Here is a 19,419-nt window from a genome sequence, read left to right as displayed (position 1 = left end):
GTCCACAGGCGTAAACCGATAAGCCATCGGCATCTTTTAAGCAACAAGGCGTGAATTCTCAGTTTAATTTAAGGATTGTCTAGAACTTTTTGACAGTTTCTTCACTATAGTTTCTCTAGCTTGGTTTTCGCTTATTTGGGAAAAAATGAAGTTACTAAGTTTCCATCACAATTTGCTGCATTCTAACATTGAATTCTTTGGTTCGTCAATAATTGATTGACCAAGAGCCGTAGCAATTCCTAGAAATCATGTATAGGTGTCTCTGGTATTGTAATAGTCGGACATAAATAAACCGCTCTCTGTTAAGAAATATTACCAAGGCGGAAAGTCTTTGCTGTTGGCAGATGCAGCGTTGCCTTTTGTTAATTGTGACTACTTAATTGCCCCGTAATGATTGGGCTTTTAAATAAACTTTGCGCCATTCATTCATCACTTGAGTCTTTTTCAATTTTAGAGATTGACCAATATCTTCTAAAGATTGATTCTCTTTCAGACCATTAATAATGGCTTTTTGATCGGAGGTTAATTCTTGCCAAAATGTTGTCCATTGTTGAGGTGTTAAGCCTAAATTATGTTCTTGGGGAGAGATTTCTAACCAATTAGCTACTAATTCAGGATTTCCCTTCAAAGCAAACACTTGGATCGCATGATATCCCACCTTTTCCCGCAGTCGATAAATGGTTTTAATGGGAACATTTAATTCTTGGGCGATCATTTCTTGGGTATGACCTTGTAAATACAATTTAAGCCATTCTACGGCTTCTTGACCAACTTTTTCCTGTAAATAACTAGCAAATTCATTTTGAACTTTTTGGCGCATTAATTGTTTTTCTTCCCACTCCTGCATTTCTTCATAATCACTGACTGCTTGAATATCCAGCAAACTAATGGAATTATCTCCCTCGTCCACATTAATTTCCTCAGAAATCATGCGAATATTTTGTTGTTGAGGTACTTGAGTCATTCCCCCTCGCTGAGAACGCCGTAAATAGTTGACAAAACGATACACTAATAAGGGTTGATTGCGGATCGGACGAAGACAGTATTCTTCTAAGGTCGTAATCAATAAACTGTTGCGTAACCGTTCATCAGAAGTGCATTCAGAGATCCAAGCAATCTGACTTTGAATATAGCGATCGCTGTTTAACATCTCTTGGATAATTTCTTGTAATACGTCCGTCACCAACCGTTGGCGATCGCGGCTTAAGGATACCCAAGTTTGAATTTTATTCCGCAACACAGCCACTGATCCTAACCGTTTCATGAGGTTACGATAAGCTAAGGTGGGACTTTTCCCTAAATATCTTTGTTGTAAGATACGATAGCGATAGTCTATGCCCTGTTGTGCGATCGCCCGCTTTTCTGGGGCCAAGTCATCCCATTCCCCAAAGTTTTCTCCGAGTAACCAACGAATGATACTATCCCGTGTTTCTTGAGTTAACTTAGTTTCCTCTTGTTCTAAACGGGTTTGCCAGGCTTTTTCTAACTGAGTTGCGACTTGGGTCATGAGTTAAGATAATTGTTCCCTTGTTGATCGTGATGTCTGAATCTATAAATTGTGACTCGCTTAGCTTAATTATCAACTATGAGATAAATCTGAGATTAATATTATCCTACAGATTGGGGTGAAGATCTTAAAAATTCAGCAATTTCTCTGTCCAGCTTAGATCAATTACCTAAAAAAATCCTCAAATTCGATACAATTTAGATATTTTGAGCTAATTCCAAAGCGACATCAAATATTAAGTTAACAGAATTCATTAGTATAAAAACCCGTATAGTTTAATCTTTAGTTTTTATTTGATTCTATATCTTAAACTTTAATTTTTTATGAATTGGTCATTAAATTTCAAGAGAATGGCTATAGTTTACTAAGAAAAAAATATAAAAGATAAGAAATTTTAATTATTCCCCTAAACATTGACAATGTTGGAAAATTTAATATCTAATTAATAAAAATGTCAAATTATGTATAATTCTTATTGTATTCGTCTATGTTTAACCTAAATTGACAAGTTAGGAGATAGCTGTTAGTTTGAAGTGTAAATCTTCTTAAAAAACTCTTTAAAAGAACTATAAACTTTTAATTAGTGAGAGATATAGCCTATTTAATTAAAAGTTTTAATTAATCATTATGATGAATTATTTAGAAAACTGGAGAAAGAAAAATATCTCTTATTATAGAGATATTGAAAATTTATATAAATTCTTTGTTAAACCTCAGTCAGATGTCTTGGAGATCGGCTCTGGGACAGGATGTTTACTCGATTCTGTTCAACCGAAAACTGGATTAGGAATTGATAGTAATTCTCAGGCTGTCGAACTATCTCAGCAACAATTTCCTGACTTACAATTTTGGGTTGAAAGGGCTGAAATGTTTCAAATTAATCAAGAATTTGATTACATATTAATGGCTAATACTGTTAGTTATTTAGATAATATTCAACAAACTTTTTTTAATGTTAGAAAAGCTTGTAAACCCTCTACTAAGATTATTATAACTTTTCATAATCCAGCCTGGGAATTTGTTTTAAAGTTAGCGACTTTTTTAAAACAAAGGATGCCAATTTATAATCTTAATTGGTTGAGTTCTAGAGATATTGAAAATTTACTGAATCTTGAAGGATTAGAAGTCATTGGAAAAGGTAAGCGAATGTTATTACCGAAACGCATTCCCTTGTTGTATAAATTAGTCAATAAATATCTGGCTCCTTTGCCATTAATTAACAATCTTTGTTTAACAGAATATATTATTGCCAGAGTCCAAACAGACATAACAGAAGCACAAAGAAATATTCAGAATTTGACTTGTTCAGTTATTGTTCCTGCGAGAAATGAGGCAGGAAATATTGAAAGTTGTGTTACGCGAATGCCCCAACTCGGAAAACATACCGAAATTATATTTATTGAAGGTAATTCTAGTGACAATACTTGGGAAGAAATTAAACGAGTTAAGGAACAATATGGAGAGAAATGGGACATTAAAATTGGTCAACAAAAAGGGAAAGGAAAAGGAGATGCTGTCCGTCAAGGTTTTGACATAGCAACGGGGGATATATTAATTATTTTAGATTCAGATTTAACTGTTAGACCTGAAGATTTAGTCTACTTTTTTGATGCCGTAGCATCAGGAAGTTGTGAATTTGCCAATGGTTGTCGTTTAGTTTACCCTGTAAGTGCTGAGGCTATGCCCTGGTTAAACCGGATGGCAAATCGATTTTTTGCTTGGTTACTTTCCTATCTTCTAAATACAGAAATTAAAGATTCTTTGTGTGGAACTAAGGTACTTTCACGAGAGAATTACTTACGAATTGCGGCCAACCGTTCCTATTTTGGAGAATTTGATCCTTTTGGAGATTTTGATTTATTATTTGGGGCAGCTAAACTTGGTTTAAAAATCAAAGATATTCCCGTCAGATATGTCCCAAGAACTTATGGAAGTTCCAATATTCAACATTTTAAAGAAGGCTTAGTTTTATTAAAAATGTGTCTTTATGCAGCCCAAAAAATCAAGTTTCGTTAATTAGTCTACACTCTCCCAATGAGCAACTACTTCCAAGTATTTCCGAGGAGTAACTAGAATGTCAGAAGAAATTCTTAAAGAACATAAGGTTATTTGGCAAAAGAAGCCAATTTTACGAGTTTTATATACTCAATGGTATCAAGAAATAGCCGCCAAACTAATACCTGGAAATACTTTAGAATTAGGGGGAGGGACTGGTAATTTCAAGGAATTTGCTCCCAATGTTATCTCTAGTGACATTGTACCTTTACCTTGGATAGATGTGGTTGCTGATGCTCAAAATTTACCCTTTGAGGATCAAAGTCTAGACAATATTGTGATGTTTGATGTGTTACATCATATTGAAAATGTGACACTATTTTTTAATGAAGCAATTCGGGTTCTTCGTCCAGGTGGTAGAGTTGCTATGATGGAACCTTATATTTCTTTTGCATCTTGGCCAGTGTATCATTTTTTGCATCCCGAACCAGTTGATTTTAAACAAGATCCCTTAGTTTTTGTGCAACCTTCTCCTCATAGACAACCCTTTGATTCTAATCAAGCTTTTGCTACAATCTTATTTGAAAAAGAGTTTCATAAATTTAAAGATAGGTATCCACAATTTGCTAAGATATATCATCGACGAATGGCATTTTTTGCCTATCCTCTGAGTGGAGGATTTGAAAAGCCTTCCTTACTTCCTATGTCTCTACTAAAACTAACTTTAACCTTAGAAAAGCGACTTTGTTTTTTGAGTGAATTTTTAGCCTTTCGCGTTTTAGTAGTATTAGAAAAAAGAGCTATTTAATTACTAAATTTTTGAACTTAAAAACCATGAATTAACAACTATGAAACTTTTTCAAGGAATTTTACTATTTATATATAGCCTTATCAACAAAACAGGTTTACTAGAAACACCTTGGTTTAATAAAATATTTATATCCTGTTATTTCTTATATAAAAAGTATTTTGAAGATCCATTTTTTGGACTAACTCAAAAGTATCCTAATATTTTTCAAGGAGGAAATATCCTAGATATTGGGGCAAATATCGGTTATACTGCCACAATTTTCTCTCAAGCAATGACACCAGGATTTCGAGTTTATGCCTTTGAACCCGATCAAACTAATTTTCTGAGTCTGAGGGAAATTATTAAAGCGAATAAATCCATTGAAAAAATTATTCCCATTCAAGCTGCTGTAGGAGAAACCAAAGGAACTACAGAACTTTGGCATAATGAAAACCATCATGCTGATCACAGAGTTGCCACTGAACAATATCAAAAAACTGGGGTTGATTCGATGAAAATAATTACAGTTCCATTGTGGTCTGTAGATAATTTTGTTACAGAAGAAATAGAAAAACAAGTCATTAAATTCATCAAAATTGATGTTCAAGGATACGAATTTCCTGTTTGTTTAGGAATGCAAAAAACCCTAGAGGATAACCCTCATGCCGTAATTGCTTTAGAGTATATGCCAGCAAGTATGGCTGAATTAGGATTTGCACCAGAAGAAATTTTTAATTATTTTAAAGAAAGAGGATATATTATGTATATACTCCATCAAAAAGGAAATCTTGAAATAGCAAAATTTTACATAATCGATGAATTAGTAAAAAAACGAGGCTATATTGACTTGATATTTAGTAGACAAGCCCTTACAGATTAGGTGATATTAACTATTTTTTGCCAATTAATAAAGAAGATAACTTGATGAAACTCCAGAAACTATTGCCCAACCTATCTAAATCATGGCTTTATACTACTGCTATTTTAGCCATTGGTTTATTGACATATTCTGCCATGTTAATAATTGGTATTCCCAGTAAACTTGTTGTCTTCTTATTTGCCACTGACTCAACCTTTCTTTTCATTACTATATTAGTCTTACTTTATTTCGCCTATCGTCCTTCTGGTTGGCTAGGGACATTGACCAGTTTTAGTGCGACTCTAATATTATTTGCCTCACAATTATCAGCCGTTTGGCGTAATGCTGCTGGTTTGAATAAGACATTCTCAGTTGGTGGTTTATTGCCGATGAGTGATGCTTGGAACTACTATAAAGAAGCATTACGATTGCTAGAAGGTAGAGATTTATCAGGTGCAGCAGCCTTCCGCCCCTTGTCTCACGGAGTCTTAGCAACCTTTTTGGCAGTGACTCAACAGAATCTACAGCTTACTATAGCCATTCTTGTTCTAATCGTCGCTATTGCCTGTTTTCTGTTAGCTCGTGAAATCCAACAAAGTCATGGGACGATTACGGCAACTTTAGTGCTGACCATCATATTTTTCTTTTACAGAACCTTTATCGGCACTGTAATGACAGAGAATGTCGGACTGGCTTTAGGTGCAGTGGGATTAGGCTTACTCTGGCGAGGGACAGTTAGAGAGACAATAAATTTATGTTTGTTGGGAATATTTCTGCTGACATTGGCCCTCAATGCTCGTGCTGGAGTATTTTTTATACTACCTGCTCTGCTGTTGTGGGGAACTTGGACGTTTCGGGGGAGATCTCGTTTTTCTACTTATTTCTTGATAGGTGGATTTAGTGTAATTTTACTAGGTTTTATCATTAACTCCATTGTCTATAAAGTAATTGCCTCCCATGATGCCCTAGGAAATTCTAATTTCTCTTATACTTTCTATGGTCTAATTGTCGGGGGTAAGTGGCATACTGTGTTTACAGATTATCCAGAACTAAGAAATTTAAGTGATGCAGAGCAGTCACAGAAAGTTTATCAGTTAGCGTTTGAAGTTCTCCGTCATGATCCTTTAGCTTTGGTAAGGGGATGTTTCCGGGCTTGGAAAGCGTTTCTTGGAAATGATTTTGTCTTTTCTTTTGCTGAGAGTGTAAAGATCAATTTCATTTTGCAAGTCTTGAGCATCATAGGGATAATAAATTGCTATCGAAAACGTCAATCTCCGATGGGTTCTCTGATGATAGCTGCTCTGATAGGAATTATGCTCTCAATTCCCTTTGTACCACCTTGGGATGGTGGAATCAGGGTTCATGCCGCAACCATTCCGATTGTTGCCCTATTTCCTGCCTTGGGTTTACATTGGATCGTAACTAAGTGTCAATGGCAACCGTTATTAAAGACAACCCATGACCAAGCTTCCCCGCGAATACTATGGCTTTTTGCCATTGCCTTAGCACTCCTAACTTTTGCAGGGCCACTGATTACTAACTTTTTAAGGCAACCTACCCAATTGTCTGAAATATCCTGTCCAGAAGGCCTGGAAGTTGTTTATTTTCGTAATCATCCTGGTACTTCTATTCACTTAATTGCCGATCAGGCGATGAAAAGAACCTTAGTGCCGAATGTCCGTATCTCTGACCTTAGAAATAGATTAGCCAAGATAAGTCCACAGTATGTTAACTGGGGTCATGAATTAAGTCAATTAAAACCTAATACTACTTTAATACAAAAGATAGATTTGAAAACTCGTGAGGGCATAAATTTGGTTGTCCATAGTAAATTACTACCAAAAGAGCGAGGAATAGTTGCTGCCTGTGTGCAGAGCAAGGATATCCCAATTATCTTCAGAGATGATTATATCGGGTATCAAAAGCTTTATTTTGCTAAGTCAATCAAGCTATTATCCTCTAAATAGTTGTGTGTTTTTTTTTATGAAACTTCAAAAAATCCTACGCAATTTATCTAACTCATCGCTTTACACCACTGGTATTGCAGTAATTGGTTTATTAATATATTCTGCCATTTTAATAATTGGTATTCCCAGTAAACTTGCTTTCTTTTTATTTGCTCCTGACTCAACCTTTCTTTTCACTACTATATTAGTATTACTTTATTTCGCCTATCGTCCTTCAGGTTCGCTAGGTATCTTAACCAGTTTTAGTGGAACTCTGATTCTCTTTGCGGTTCAGTTATCAGGGTTGTGGCGAAGTTGACTTAACCCCAGTGGCTATATGATGTCTGGTTTGTTAACCATGACCGATACAGCCGACTATTATGGTAGTGCTTTAAGATTATTGGAAGGAGGGACTTTTGGGACAGTTGCCTCTTGGCGGCTTTTGGCCCAAGGGGTTTTGGCCACTTTCTTAGGACTCACTCAGCAAAACTTTCAACTAACCATTGCCCTATTAGTTTTAATTTGTGCGATTATCCTTAGAAGTATTGCGTTCAGATCCTCTAAGTCTCGTGAGAGGGTGTTTTAGAGCCTGGAAAATGATGTTTTTAGATGACTTTGTTTTTCACTTTCAGGTTGGCACAGAACTCAATAAAATCAATGTGATTCTGCAACTATTGAGTGTAATCGGTTTGATTAAGTGCTATCGTCAGCGTCACATTCCTCTTAACGCCTTTGTGTTAGTTATCACTTTGGGAATTTTTGTGTCAATTTCTTTTATTCCTCCTTGGGATGCGGGAATGCGACCTTACATGGCAACGGTGCCGATGATTTCTATTGTACCTGCATTGGGTGTGGCTGCATTAGCCCAAAAATTACAATGGAGGCGTTTATTAATTATTCCTCAATCCCCTACCTCTTCTTCTCTGTTATGGGTAGCTGCTGTTCTTTTAAGTATCCTGACGATTGGGGGAGGCATAACCACGAAACTTTTAAGTCAACCCCCGCAACTAACGCTAGTTTCCTGTGGTGTCAATAGTCAAACAGTTTATTTTCGCAATAGTCAAGGATCATCAATTTATCTGGTTGATGATAAGGCTGTGAGACAAACCAACATACCAAAGATTCCAATCAGTCATTTTCGGACAATCTTAGAGCGTTATCAACAAAAATACGCCCATCATCCCAGTATTATTCAAATCACCAAAGAATTATCCAAACTTAGTCCGAATACAACGATTACGAATAAAATTAATTTGAAAGATGGTAATATGATTTGGATAATTTCGCCTGACTCGATATTAAACTAATTTTTCTTGTTCTAACAAAATTTGTTCACTTAACCAACTAATTTCAGTTTCAATCACCCCTTTAAACCGTTGCCAAGCAGCTATTTGATAGGGATCATCTGGCAATTCTTCCATATCCTTATCTGCGAGTCTTGATTGACATTTTATTAAACGATTTTCTAATAATTTTAATCGTTCTGCTGACTCCAAATAACTAAAAAAGAAAAATTTAATCATAAAGCGAGAACGGGCATGAACCCAACTTTCTTGGGGCTGTTCCATCATTTTTTGATGCCATCGGACTTTTCCTGCGGAGGTAATACGATAGATTTTGCCCGATGCCCCATGGTTTTCCTCTGGGTCGATTATGACACAAATTAATCCTTTCTGCTCCAATCGCCGCATTAATGGGTAAATCGCGCCATAATTGGCACTAATACAGCCACTCATAAATAATTCTAATTGTTGTTTAAGGCGATAGCCATTTAACGATTCTCCTTGTAATAACCCTAAAGTTGCAAGTTCAAGCATTGATGTATCAAACTGATATATATAGTTGTTATATTAAGAATTAATAAGGCAGCTTAGTAAAAAAATTGAGACAATTATCATTAGGTATCCAAGAATATGCTCCCTACTCAATATAAACCACCTATAATTTCACCTGACACTGTTCAGAAGGAATCCACACCTATGTCCAACTTACAACGAAGACGTTGGCCTTTGATCCTGGGTTTACTGTTACTCGTTGTGGGAGCAGGTTGGGGGGGAAACTGGTGGTTAAATAGTCAAAAAAATGCGGCCACTTCAGGGGCCTTTGCCCAAAAAACGCCACCCACCTCAGTCAAATTGGCTAGTCTCAAACCAGACATCATGCAAACTACCTCGGAAGTGGTGGGAACGATTGAAGCCAGTAATGCGGTGATTCTCAAGCCAGAAATTGAAGGCAGAATTGAGCAAATTCTTGTCAAAGAAGGCGATCGCGTGAGCAAAGGGCAAGTTATCATCAAACTGGACAACAGCGACTGGCAAGCCCAATTACTGCAAGCTCAGGCTAAATTAGCTAGTACCCAAGCCAAACTCGCTGAATTACAGGCAGGAAGCCGCCAGGAAGACATTGACGAAGCTCAAGCCAGTTTACAGGAAGCGAAAGCTCGGTTAAATAATGCTCAAGGGGGAAGTCGTCCTGAAGAAGTTGCCCAAGCAGAGGCTCAACTGAATTCAGCCCAAGCAGAAGCAGAATTAGCTGAACAAAGGGTGGCCCGTTATGAAGGACTGAAGGAAGAGGGGGCCGTTTCTGCGGATCAATATCAAGAATATTTAACTCAGTCTCGCAGTGCCACCGCAGCTTTAGAACAGGCAAAACGGCGTTTATCCCAACTACAAAAAAGCCGTCGTTCCGATGTGACAGAATTAGCTGCAGCAGTGGAAAGGGAAGCCCAAAACCTGAGACGCTTGCAAAACGGCCCCCGATCTGAAGTTATTGCCCAAGCTAAAGCAGATGTGGCTGAAGCGATCGCCCAAGTTCGTATCGCAGAGGTTAAAGTGAACAAAACCCAAGTAATAGCGGCCATTTCAGGCATAGTAGGGGATATTCCTGTTGAAATTGGGGATTATGTGAGAGAGGGGGATACTTTAACCACCTTAACGGAAAATAATCTGCTGGAACTTAATTTGTCTATTCCCTTAGAAAAAGCCCCTCAACTGCGTTTAGGTTTACCCGTAGAAATTTTAGACCTTCAAGGAAAAGCGATCGCCTCTGGGCAAATTAGTTTTATCTCTCCCAATGTTACCGCAGATTCTCAATTAATCTTGGCGAAAGCGACTTTTAATAATGGTAATCGAGATTTATTGAACCGCCAATTTATTCAAGCTAAAGTGATTTGGGAGCAACGTCCTGGGATTTTAATTCCTGCTACTGCCGTATCTCGTTTAGGGGGGCAAACGTTTGTATTTGTGGCTAAACCTCATGAGTCTTCTAAAGAGGATGAACCAAAATTGATGGCTCAACAAAGACAAGTACAATTAGGGGATTTACAAGGGAATAATTATCAAGTTATTAGCGGCTTAGAAGTGGGAGAAAAAATTGTCACTGCGGGTATTCTTCAACTTAAAGATGGTGCGCCCATTCAACCCCTTGAATCAAGTCAGAAGTAATAATTAATAAGGGTTTGCCTTGTGTAACTAAAAAATTACTCCCTAAACATCATGAATTTTGTTGATTTCTTTATCAAACGGCCTGTTTTTTCAACAGTTTGCGCCCTCTTAATTTTATTAGTAGGGTTGATTAGTTTATTGAACCTGCCTGTGGATCGTTTTCCTGATATTAGTCCTACGAATGTTCAAGTTAGGGCAACTTATAGCGGGGCCAGTGCAGAAGTGGTCGAAAATGCGGTAACTAACATCTTAGAACGGCAAATTAATGGGGTTGAAGGACTCAGATATATTAGTTCTACCAGTAGTAATAGTGGTACCAGTAGTATTACTGTTACCTTTGATTCGTCACGAGATCAAGATTTAGCTGCGGTTGATGTGCAAAATCAAGTGGCAATTGTACAATCTCAACTGCCTGATGATGTCCAACGCACCGGAGTACAAGTCAGTCGAGAATCTAATAATTTACTGTTAGGAATTGGTTTATTTAGTGACAATGATCGCTATGATAATATTTTCTTGAGTAACTATGCAGATCAATATTTAATTGATGCTTTAAAACGTATTGATGGAGTCGGAAATGTTCGGATTTTTGGGGAACGTCGTTATGCTATGCGTCTTTGGTTAGATCCAAATCGTTTGGCAAGTCGAGGCCTAACAACCCAAGATGTGGTTAGGGCTTTATCGGAACAAAATCTACAGGTTGGGGCAGGAAAAATTGGGGCTGAACCCGCAGTTAAAGGACAAGAATATCAGTTTGATTTACGAGCAATTAGTCAATTAAAAGATCCTAAAGAGTTTGATAATCTTTTATTAAAAACTGACGAAAATGGCTCATTAATTTATTTTAGAGATGTGGGGAGAGCCGAATTAGGGGCAGAAGATTATAGTTCTTTTTTGCGATTTAGGGGACAAGAAGCCGTTGGTATTGGAGTTTATCAAAGAACGGGATCAAATGCTTTAGATGTAGCCAAAAGAGTTAAAGAAGAAATGGAAAGATTAGAGGGTTTCTTTCCCCCTGATTTGCAATATGCAGTGGCTTTTGATACCACTCAATTTGTAGAAGAATCTTTATCTGAAGTGGTGAAAACTTTAATTATGTCTGTGGGATTAGTGATCTTAGTGATCTTGATTTTTCTACAGAATTGGCGAACCACTTTAATTCCTGCTTTAACGATTCCTTTGGCTTTAATTGGTACTTTTGCCTTTATTAAAGTCTTTGATTTTTCTATTAATAGTTTGACTTTATTTGGCCTAACCTTAGCAACAGGAATGGTTGTGGATGATGCCATTATTGTTGTAGAACAAATTAGTCGTTATATCGAAGATGGAGATATGTCTCCTCAAGAAGCTGCTAGTAAAGCGATGGGGGAATTATTTGGGGCAGTTATTGCCACTTCTTTAGTCTTAATGGCCGTTTTTGTTCCTGTGGCATTCTTTCCAGGAACAACAGGAGCATTGTATCGACAATTTGCCCTAACTATTGCTTTCTCTATTGCTATTTCTACCTTTTTGGCTGTTACTTTAACCCCGTCTTTATGTGCCTTAATCTTGGAAAAGGGACAAAAACTTCCCGGTTGGATCGGTGTGATTTTTGCCTATTTTAATCATTTCTTAGAGTGGACAACAGAACAATATCGGCGATCGCTTAACACCTTAGCCCATTTTCGAGGGGTTGTCGTCGCAATTTTTACCTTACTTTTAGGGGTAACAGTTTGGTTATATATCACCGTCCCCACCGCTTTTATGCCAGAAGAAGATCAGGGCTACTTTATAACTATTATTCAAGCCCCTCAAGGAGTCTCTTTACAATACACCAGTGATGTTATCCGAAAGGTCGAAAAAGCCATTTTAGAAGAACCAGATGTACAGGGAACCTTTGCGGTGGGAGGATTTTCCTTTAGTGGAAATAGTGCCAACCAAGGGATTATTTTTAGCCCCCTTAAACCGTTTAAAGAACGTCGTGGCCCACAACATTCGGCCCAAGCGGTTATTGGTAAACTATGGGGGAAATTTAGCCAAATTCCTGAAGCCCAAATTTTTCCCGTTAACCCCCCAAGTATTCGAGGATTAGGGAATTTTGGCGGTTTTGCCTATCAATTACAAGATCGACAAGGAACGGGAGATATTAATAATTTAGTGCAGGTGATGGGGTCATTATTGGGAGCCGCTAATCAAAATCAGGCTCTAAGCCGGGTTTTTAGCAGCTTCTCAGCTAATACACCTCAATTTTTGATTGAAGTCAACCGTAATCAGGCCCAAGCCCTTCAGGTTTCTATTAATGACATTTTTAGTACCCTACAAACCGCTTTAGGGTCGCGCTATGTTAATGATTTTACCTTACAACAACGTACCTATCGGGTTTATGTACAAGCTGATAGTCAATTCCGTGCCAACCCTGATGATGTGAAAAAATTATATGTGCGATCGGCAACGGGCCAGATGATTCCTTTATCAAATTTAGTCACGATGACTGCGACAACGGGGCCCCAAACTATTTCTCACTATAACCTGTTTCGTGCTGTGGAAATTAATGGTTCTCCTGCTCCTGGGGTGGGTTCGGGTAATGCTATTAAAGCGATGGAAACCCTCTCAAAACAGCTATTACCACCAGGGTTTGGTTATGAATGGTCGGGGACTTCTTTAGAGGAGATAGAATCAGGAGGATTAGCTCCCATTATTTTCGGGTTGGGGTTATTATTTGTGTTCTTGGTATTAGCGGCCCAATACGAAAATTATGTTGATCCTTTGATTATTATTATTGCGGTTCCTTTAGCTATTTTAGGAGCATTAACCGCCCAATCATTAAGGGGATTTGCTAATGATGTTTATTGTCAAATTGGTTTAGTTATGTTGATTGGTTTAGCCAGTAAAAATGCCATTCTGATAGTGGAATTTGCTAACCAATTACGAGAGGAAGGTTTACCCTTAGTTAAAGCAGCAGTAGAAGCAGCACAAGAACGCTTAAGACCGATTTTAATGACAGCAATTTCTACCCTATTGGGGATTTTTCCTTTGGTGGTGGCAACGGGGGCTGGTGCGGGAAGTCGTCAGTCCTTGGGAACGGCTGTTTTTGGGGGAATGTTGATTGCTTCTTTCTTGAGTTTATTCGTCGTACCAATTTTGTATATTGTGATTAAAATGGCAACAGAGAAATTGTTACCGAAGAAACAGTTGGAAGATAGTTAAACTATCTCCTTTTTCTGAGACGAACCTGTAACACGACTTAATTAGTGAATTTACCACAACTTAAATGGCTCAAGGGTGATTTGAACACCCGACCTTGGGCTTATGAGTCCCCTGCTCTAACCAACTGAGCTACTGAGCCGATTTTTTTACACCTTTTCTATTGTATACGCAAGATTCACAAAATGTCTAGTCCATAAAAAAAGACCAGAGAAAATTTTTCTCTGATCTATCCCATCGCTCGACTCAACAAACTGAAGTAATCATTTAGGATCTGTTCTTAGGCAAAAAGGCCATCGGATTTTGGGCCGCACCACCACTAGGATGAACTTCAAAATGCAGGTGAGGGCCGGTGCTATAACCCGTACTACCCATTTCAGAAATTTGTTGCCCTTGATCGACCTGTTGCCCACGACGGACTAAAATGCGGCTATTGTGAGCATATAAGGTCATACTGCCATCAGGATGACGTACCTTAACTAAATTGCCATAACCGCCAGAATTCCAGCCCGCATAAACCACTTCTCCAGGGGCGGCCGCCATAATAGGCGTTCCCACCGGAGCAGCAATATCGATGCCCTTGTGCATTCTGCCCCAACGTCGGCCAAACCCGGAGGTAAGAACCCCTTTACTGGGCCAAATATAACCCGTAAATTTAACAGGCGCACCAGGCAGATAATCATCAGGGTTAGATAAACCAGGAAGCTCAGGGCCGACATTGGTTCCCACAGGAATTTGGAAGGCATCATTATAAAAACCTGGATCAGTGGGAGCCGTGCTAATTAATTGCGGCTTTGTCTGGTCTACTCTTTGTCCAAGGGTTGCTTGGGGTGATTGTCGAGTTTGGCGGTCATTTTTCCATTCAGAGTTAACGGTTTCCCCAACCACCGTCTGACTTGCGTCTTCTGTGCGGTAAGATTCCACCTTAATTGAGACAGATTCAGGTTGTTGACGATAGTCTTGCTGAAGACTAACAATATCCGCTCTCAATTTGTCTGTGTAAGCTTCTTGGGCGGTTGCTATAGAAATTTCACTCCGATTTTGAGCCACGAAACTTCTTTGAGCCGTATCACTCTGTAGTGGTAACTTATTCACGGAAGCGGAGAAAGAAGACCGAGAAAAACTTCGGTTTCCTGTGCCATTATTGGCAACGGTTGTTTTTTGGGGAATGACTAAAGTTTGATTGACCTTAATCAAATTAGGATTCGTAATACCATTGGCACGAATTAACTCAGTGGCAGAGATACCATGACGACGGGCAATGCTGTTTAAGGTATCTCCTGGACGAATTTGGTAACTTTTCTGAGTAACCACCGCTTGGGGTTGGGGGACAATGGCTGTCGGCTGTCTAAAGGAGGTTTGTTGAGGAGCTGGTAACTCTGTTTCTGAAGCATCTTGGAAAGGCTGAGCTTCAGGAGCAATCACAGGAATGGAAATGGGTTGCTCTGGGTCTGCTTTGGCTGTGGTTTGCTGTCTCATCGAGGGAACGACAGGCAGACTGGACAGAGAGGGGGATTTCTGTTCCCTCTCTTCTTGTCGAGACACAGCAGCAGAAGCCACTTTTTCTTTGGGCTGAGAGGGGGCAGAATTTCCCGTTGGAGATTTAATTTCTGGAATCGTCAGGGGAACGTTTGAAGTTGAAGAAACCGCCTCACTCTCAGGGCCGAGAACGGGGATCTCAATCGCTTGAGCTATCTCGGTTTGGGCCGATGGGTTAGTCAATTCTGGGGAAGATTCAGGAACAGTTAAGGATTGGCTCACATCAGAGACATCGGCCACCACTGTGCTTGTTTCTACATTCGTCTGAGATTTCTCGGTTTTAAGCTCCGCTAAGCTATCTTGCAAACGCTTACGGGTTTCTCTCAGGTGATCCAGAGACGTATTCAGGGGCTTAGCCGCTACTAAATCAGTCTCAGGGTTTTGGGAGACAGTCCCTTTGGCTGGGACTTTTTCCGTAGATTTTTTAACGGAAGGAATCTTAATAGTTTGTCCTGGTTCTAACTCAGCACTTACCGCTAGATTATTAGTAAGAGCAATCGCTTCCGGTGAGACTTGATATTCCTTCGCCAATTGTTGAAGAGATTCCCCAGGCTGTACCTTATGCTTCAGGGCCAGGGGAGCTAATTGACCTTGGTCTGTGTCTGAGTGGGAAAATGTTGGCAGGCTAGGAATGGATGGGTTGGCTGCGATCGCCGCCTTTTCCTGACTGAGTATCATGCCGGTGGCACTCATGGAAATGGCGAGGCCAATCATGGCAGCAGAGCGACGTACCCGACTTTTATGGTCGTTGGCGGTCAGTTTATTAAGGGTTTCCTCTAGAGTAGGGTCTACGGATGCCTGAGGGCAATCGGCGAGACAAGAGGAAATTTCGGTTGCTTTGTGGGTGAATGTATCTTTCAAAAAAAACCTCCTAGTGTGTGAACGAGCGATTTAGGACTTAAATGAGTCAGTTGGGATTGTTTTTTACGAGTAGATCCTATCAGGGTTTATTTTTAACAAGGATCGCTAATTAAGTCAATGTACCTAATCAGTCTGTTATGAAAGGTTAACTTGTTTTGCTAATTTTAAACAAGTTTAGATTATTTACAATTTACATCAGCAATTCTTAATTTATCGTTCTAAGATGCGAGTCCGTAGACGAATACCTTGACCTAAAGGTTTCCTCAGCATTGATTTGCTCCGCTAATTTCCTCAGTTTGGGGCTGATAGACTGGGAAATGAGACTCTCAGCAAATCGTTAAGTTCTCTTAAAGATTTGGCAATCAGTTGGGGGGGCAATGATAAAAATTTCTTATTGAATTAGTGCAAATAATCTAATTGTCGTAAGGCTTCAAATAACCCAATGGCCACACTGACGGAGAGGTTTAAGCTCCGAATTTCGGGATTAATCATGGGAATTTTGAGGATTGGATCACAGGCTGTTAAAATCTCCGGGGGCAGTCCATCGGTTTCGCTGCCAAATACCAGCCAGTCATCATCTTGAAAAGTACAATCGCCATAACAAGACGCACCCCTAACACTAAAGCCAATTAGTCGCCCTTGCTGCTGTTGATAATAGGCCTGAAATGCCTCAAGATCAGGGTGATAATGTAAATTCACTTGGGGCCAATAATCTAATCCTGCCCGTTTCAAATAGCGATCGCTTAATTCAAACCCTAAGGGGCCAACTAAATGAAGCTCAGTCTTAGTAGCGGCGCAAGTTCGGGCAATATTACCCGTATTTGGCGGAATTTGGGGATTAACTAAAACAACTCTCGGCATAAGCATCTATAGTTTTTTGTTATCTATCGCCAACAAGGCGTGAATGATTTCAATTACTCAACAGATCGTTAAAAAAGATTAAGAAAACTTATGAATTTTCTAAAGATCTTAATAATTGCTTAAGCAACGAAGAGAGCGTCACAGAGCTTATCTTCTAAGGCGGCTTCAAATTGAGCCATGCTGGCAATTTCTTGGGTCACAATGGAGGAAATAGATTGTCCTGAATCATGTTTTTGTAGCCACTGCTGGGCCAAATTCCCATCCCGGAGAATTTTTTTAATTGGGGTCAGAAAACAGCTAAATCCGCCTTGTTTCGCCGAGGGCCAAACCGTTTGATACAATTGCTCGATCCATTCTTTGGCCAGAATAGAACGACCATCTTGCCAATGATAAAGGGATGCGTCTAAACTTTGTTGAGCGACGGCCATTTCGTTTTTGTCAGTGATTTCTAATAAGGTTTCGGGAGATAATTGACTTTGGCTGAGAGGATCAAGAGTAGGATCATCAATCAGTTGCAGCAGACGGGCTTCTAATAACGCGATCACAGCTAACAAGGCGATAGGATCAACAATTAAGTCACAAATTCTCAATTCTAGGCGATTAAGATTGTAAGGACGATTATCCCCATTGGGCCGCACTGACATCCATAAATGCCGAACATTTTGCATGGTTTTCAGGCGTAATTGTTCTTCTGTCCAATGAATAAAATGAGCATGACTTTCAAAGAAAGGCACATGAGAGGGTGTTTGGGGAAACATTTGCCAGCGAGTGGAATGATACCCTGTGGCCTGGCCATCCAGAAATGGGGAAGAAGCACTCAAAGCCAGATATAAGGGAGCCTCAACCCGCACCAAACGGCAAGCACGCATTAAGACTTCGGGGTCACTAATACCGATATTAATATGAACACTAGCGGTCACAACTTTAGTCCCGTAAGTCTGTTCAATGTAGGTATGATAGGGGTTTTGGGGATCGGAGCGATAAAATTGCTGACTATCCCCCAAGGATAAAGTGCTTCCCGGAATCAGGGTATAATCTCCCATTTTCTCTAAATACTGCCGCAAATTACGTCTAGGCCGCACTAGAGAACATAATAAGCGATCATAGCAAGAGAGTGGGGCTGTTGTATATTCAACGTTCCGACTATCGGGTTCTCGAACAAACCCATTAAGATCTTTGGTAATGTGATCGGATAATCCAATGATCTCCCCTTGGGGTGTCCCTGTATACATTTCTACTTCAACGCCTTTGGATAGTCGTACCATGATTCCTCTGGGTAGCTTGGCCTGGTTTGCCTCATATCTTTCATTATTAATGATCTTGTAGTTGGTTTCTAGTTTTTTTATTTTTTGCTTGTTTATGAACTACCTTTTGCTGAGTTTTGCTCTCTGTCTTGGAGTTGAGTTTTTGATGATTCCTGGCCAGAGCATTGCTCAATCTCAGTTATTTTTTTCTCTGGATCAAACCTTGGATAATAATCCTTCTTCGGTTGATTTGGCCCCCCCTTTAGGAACAGCACAAAATTTGATTCCTGGAATTTGGCGTGGGTTTCATGAAACAGGAGAATTCACAGTTTATTATGGTTATCAATTTCGCAATGATGGGACATTTTGGGCTAGACACCGGGTTTATGAAGGAAAAAAAACGATTGAAGATAAAATTTGGCAAGGGAAATGGGAATTTGAGGGAGATCAGGTTACAGTATCAGAGACTAATCAAGAAAATCCTGATGATTCTCTGAATTTCCGGTTTCAGTTGACCACAGACTTTAAATTGATTTATCAGGAGGGATCTTTATCCGAGGTTTATAGATCTATGAGGTTAACTAAAGTGAGTCAGTAGAGTATCTCTATTCGGTCACTATTTAAGGGATTTTACGGATTACAAAGTTATTATAATCCTTTAATATTAAGTAAAAACAACAGCGGAAAAATACCACGACCAAATTAGTGATTCTTAGCAGTCAGATTACTCTGATTAAGCAAGGGAGGAATTATGTCTGAGTTACCGATTGATCACTCCAGTATTCATTCTAATCGCAGAAGAAGTAAAAGAATTTATGTTAATAAAGGAAGCTCAATTCAATTAGTTTTTAACCAAGAACAAATTAATGTTCCTTTTGGGGGAGTGATTATTGATGATTCTTTTCATGGATGTGGTTTAATAGTTAAGAGTGAAGAAAAGTTATGTCCTGAACAATCATTTCTCATTTTAATGCAGGGAATGGAACCTATTCCCGCCAAAATTGTTTGGAGTCAACAACTCGAAAATAATCAATTCAAATTAGGGGTTAAATATGTCACTTCTAAGTCCCTAAAAACCAAGATATTCTTTCAAAAAACTCGTCAGTCAAAAGCGTTTATGTCGCAGGAATAAGGCAAGACATAACGGTTCTACCGAACTTACCCTGTAAAATTAATAAATAAATACAGGCT

Annotated in this window: 16 protein-coding genes and 1 tRNA gene; 11 read left to right on the top strand and 6 right to left on the bottom strand. The window is 39.1% G+C overall.

The window, feature by feature from the left end; all coding sequences use genetic code 11:
* Positions 1-376 precede the first annotated feature (376 nt).
* Positions 377-1,507, bottom strand: coding sequence for a HetZ-related protein 2 (locus VB715_RS18015; RefSeq protein ID WP_323302607.1), 1,131 nt, complete (start codon positions 1,505-1,507; stop codon positions 377-379).
* Between the two features lie 627 nt (positions 1,508-2,134).
* On the opposite strand from VB715_RS18015, the gene VB715_RS18010 reads away from it, so the two are divergent.
* The 7 genes from VB715_RS18010 to VB715_RS17980 are packed head-to-tail and all read left to right on the top strand — an operon-like array spanning position 2,135 to position 8,404.
* Positions 2,135-3,523 (top strand): glycosyltransferase, encoded by a 1,389-nt coding sequence (locus tag VB715_RS18010; protein WP_323302606.1) that lies wholly within the window; start codon positions 2,135-2,137, stop codon positions 3,521-3,523.
* A gap of 58 nt (positions 3,524-3,581) precedes the next feature.
* A complete protein-coding gene (locus VB715_RS18005) occupies positions 3,582-4,310 on the top strand; it encodes a class I SAM-dependent methyltransferase (RefSeq protein WP_323302605.1) in 729 nt (242 codons plus the stop codon).
* Between the two features lie 40 nt (positions 4,311-4,350).
* Positions 4,351-5,172 (top strand): FkbM family methyltransferase, encoded by an 822-nt coding sequence (locus VB715_RS18000; protein WP_323302604.1) that lies wholly within the window; start codon positions 4,351-4,353, stop codon positions 5,170-5,172.
* 44 nt (positions 5,173-5,216) lie between these two features.
* Positions 5,217-7,118: a hypothetical protein gene (locus VB715_RS17995; RefSeq protein ID WP_323302603.1), complete on the top strand. Its 1,902-nt coding sequence runs from the start codon at positions 5,217-5,219 to the stop codon at positions 7,116-7,118.
* A gap of 16 nt (positions 7,119-7,134) precedes the next feature.
* Positions 7,135-7,416, top strand: a complete 282-nt coding sequence (locus tag VB715_RS17990; protein ID WP_323302602.1) for a hypothetical protein — start codon at positions 7,135-7,137, stop codon at positions 7,414-7,416.
* 18 nt (positions 7,417-7,434) lie between these two features.
* Positions 7,435-7,683: a hypothetical protein gene (locus VB715_RS17985; protein WP_323302601.1), complete on the top strand. Its 249-nt coding sequence runs from the start codon at positions 7,435-7,437 to the stop codon at positions 7,681-7,683.
* Positions 7,684-7,693: 10 nt separating this feature from the next.
* Positions 7,694-8,404, top strand: a complete 711-nt coding sequence (locus tag VB715_RS17980; RefSeq protein ID WP_323302600.1) for a hypothetical protein — start codon at positions 7,694-7,696, stop codon at positions 8,402-8,404.
* On the opposite strand, the gene VB715_RS17975 is transcribed toward VB715_RS17980, so the two are convergent.
* Positions 8,396-8,914, bottom strand: coding sequence for a PadR family transcriptional regulator (locus VB715_RS17975; protein WP_323302599.1), 519 nt, complete (start codon positions 8,912-8,914; stop codon positions 8,396-8,398). The genes VB715_RS17980 and VB715_RS17975 overlap by 9 nt on opposite strands.
* Before the next feature lie 162 nt (positions 8,915-9,076).
* Between VB715_RS17975 and VB715_RS17970 the strand changes: the two genes are divergently transcribed.
* Together VB715_RS17970 and VB715_RS17965 are read left to right on the top strand one after the other, a co-directional pair.
* Entirely contained in the window at positions 9,077-10,540 is a 1,464-nt protein-coding gene (locus VB715_RS17970) for an efflux RND transporter periplasmic adaptor subunit (RefSeq protein WP_323302598.1), read from the top strand.
* Positions 10,541-10,591: 51 nt separating this feature from the next.
* Positions 10,592-13,726 (top strand): efflux RND transporter permease subunit, encoded by a 3,135-nt coding sequence (locus VB715_RS17965; protein ID WP_323302597.1) that lies wholly within the window; start codon positions 10,592-10,594, stop codon positions 13,724-13,726.
* 65 nt (positions 13,727-13,791) lie between these two features.
* Here the strand turns inward: VB715_RS17965 and VB715_RS17960 are convergent.
* The 4 genes from VB715_RS17960 to gshA form a co-directional block, all read right to left on the bottom strand.
* Positions 13,792-13,865 (bottom strand) — tRNA-Met (locus tag VB715_RS17960).
* Between the two features lie 125 nt (positions 13,866-13,990).
* The gene (locus VB715_RS17955; protein WP_323302596.1) at positions 13,991-16,123 is read right to left on the bottom strand and encodes a peptidoglycan DD-metalloendopeptidase family protein; all 2,133 of its coding nucleotides are present in this window, start codon (positions 16,121-16,123) and stop codon (positions 13,991-13,993) included.
* Between the two features lie 399 nt (positions 16,124-16,522).
* Positions 16,523-16,984: a tRNA (cytidine(34)-2'-O)-methyltransferase gene (locus tag VB715_RS17950; protein WP_323302595.1), complete on the bottom strand. Its 462-nt coding sequence runs from the start codon at positions 16,982-16,984 to the stop codon at positions 16,523-16,525.
* A gap of 119 nt (positions 16,985-17,103) precedes the next feature.
* Positions 17,104-18,249 (bottom strand): glutamate--cysteine ligase, encoded by a 1,146-nt coding sequence (gene gshA / locus VB715_RS17945; RefSeq protein ID WP_323302594.1) that lies wholly within the window; start codon positions 18,247-18,249, stop codon positions 17,104-17,106.
* A gap of 94 nt (positions 18,250-18,343) precedes the next feature.
* On the opposite strand from gshA, the gene VB715_RS17940 reads away from it, so the two are divergent.
* Entirely contained in the window at positions 18,344-18,826 is a 483-nt protein-coding gene (locus VB715_RS17940; RefSeq protein WP_323302593.1) for a hypothetical protein, read from the top strand.
* Positions 18,827-18,979: 153 nt separating this feature from the next.
* Entirely contained in the window at positions 18,980-19,360 is a 381-nt protein-coding gene (locus tag VB715_RS17935) for a PilZ domain-containing protein (RefSeq protein WP_323302592.1), read from the top strand.
* The last annotated feature ends 59 nt before the right edge of the window (positions 19,361-19,419 follow it).

It is taken from the genome of Crocosphaera sp. UHCC 0190, from assembly GCF_034932065.1.
Lineage (GTDB): Bacteria > Cyanobacteriota > Cyanobacteriia > Cyanobacteriales > Microcystaceae > UHCC-0190.
Note: the sequence above shows the minus strand (reverse complement) of the source record. Positions and strands in the feature narration are given on the sequence as shown.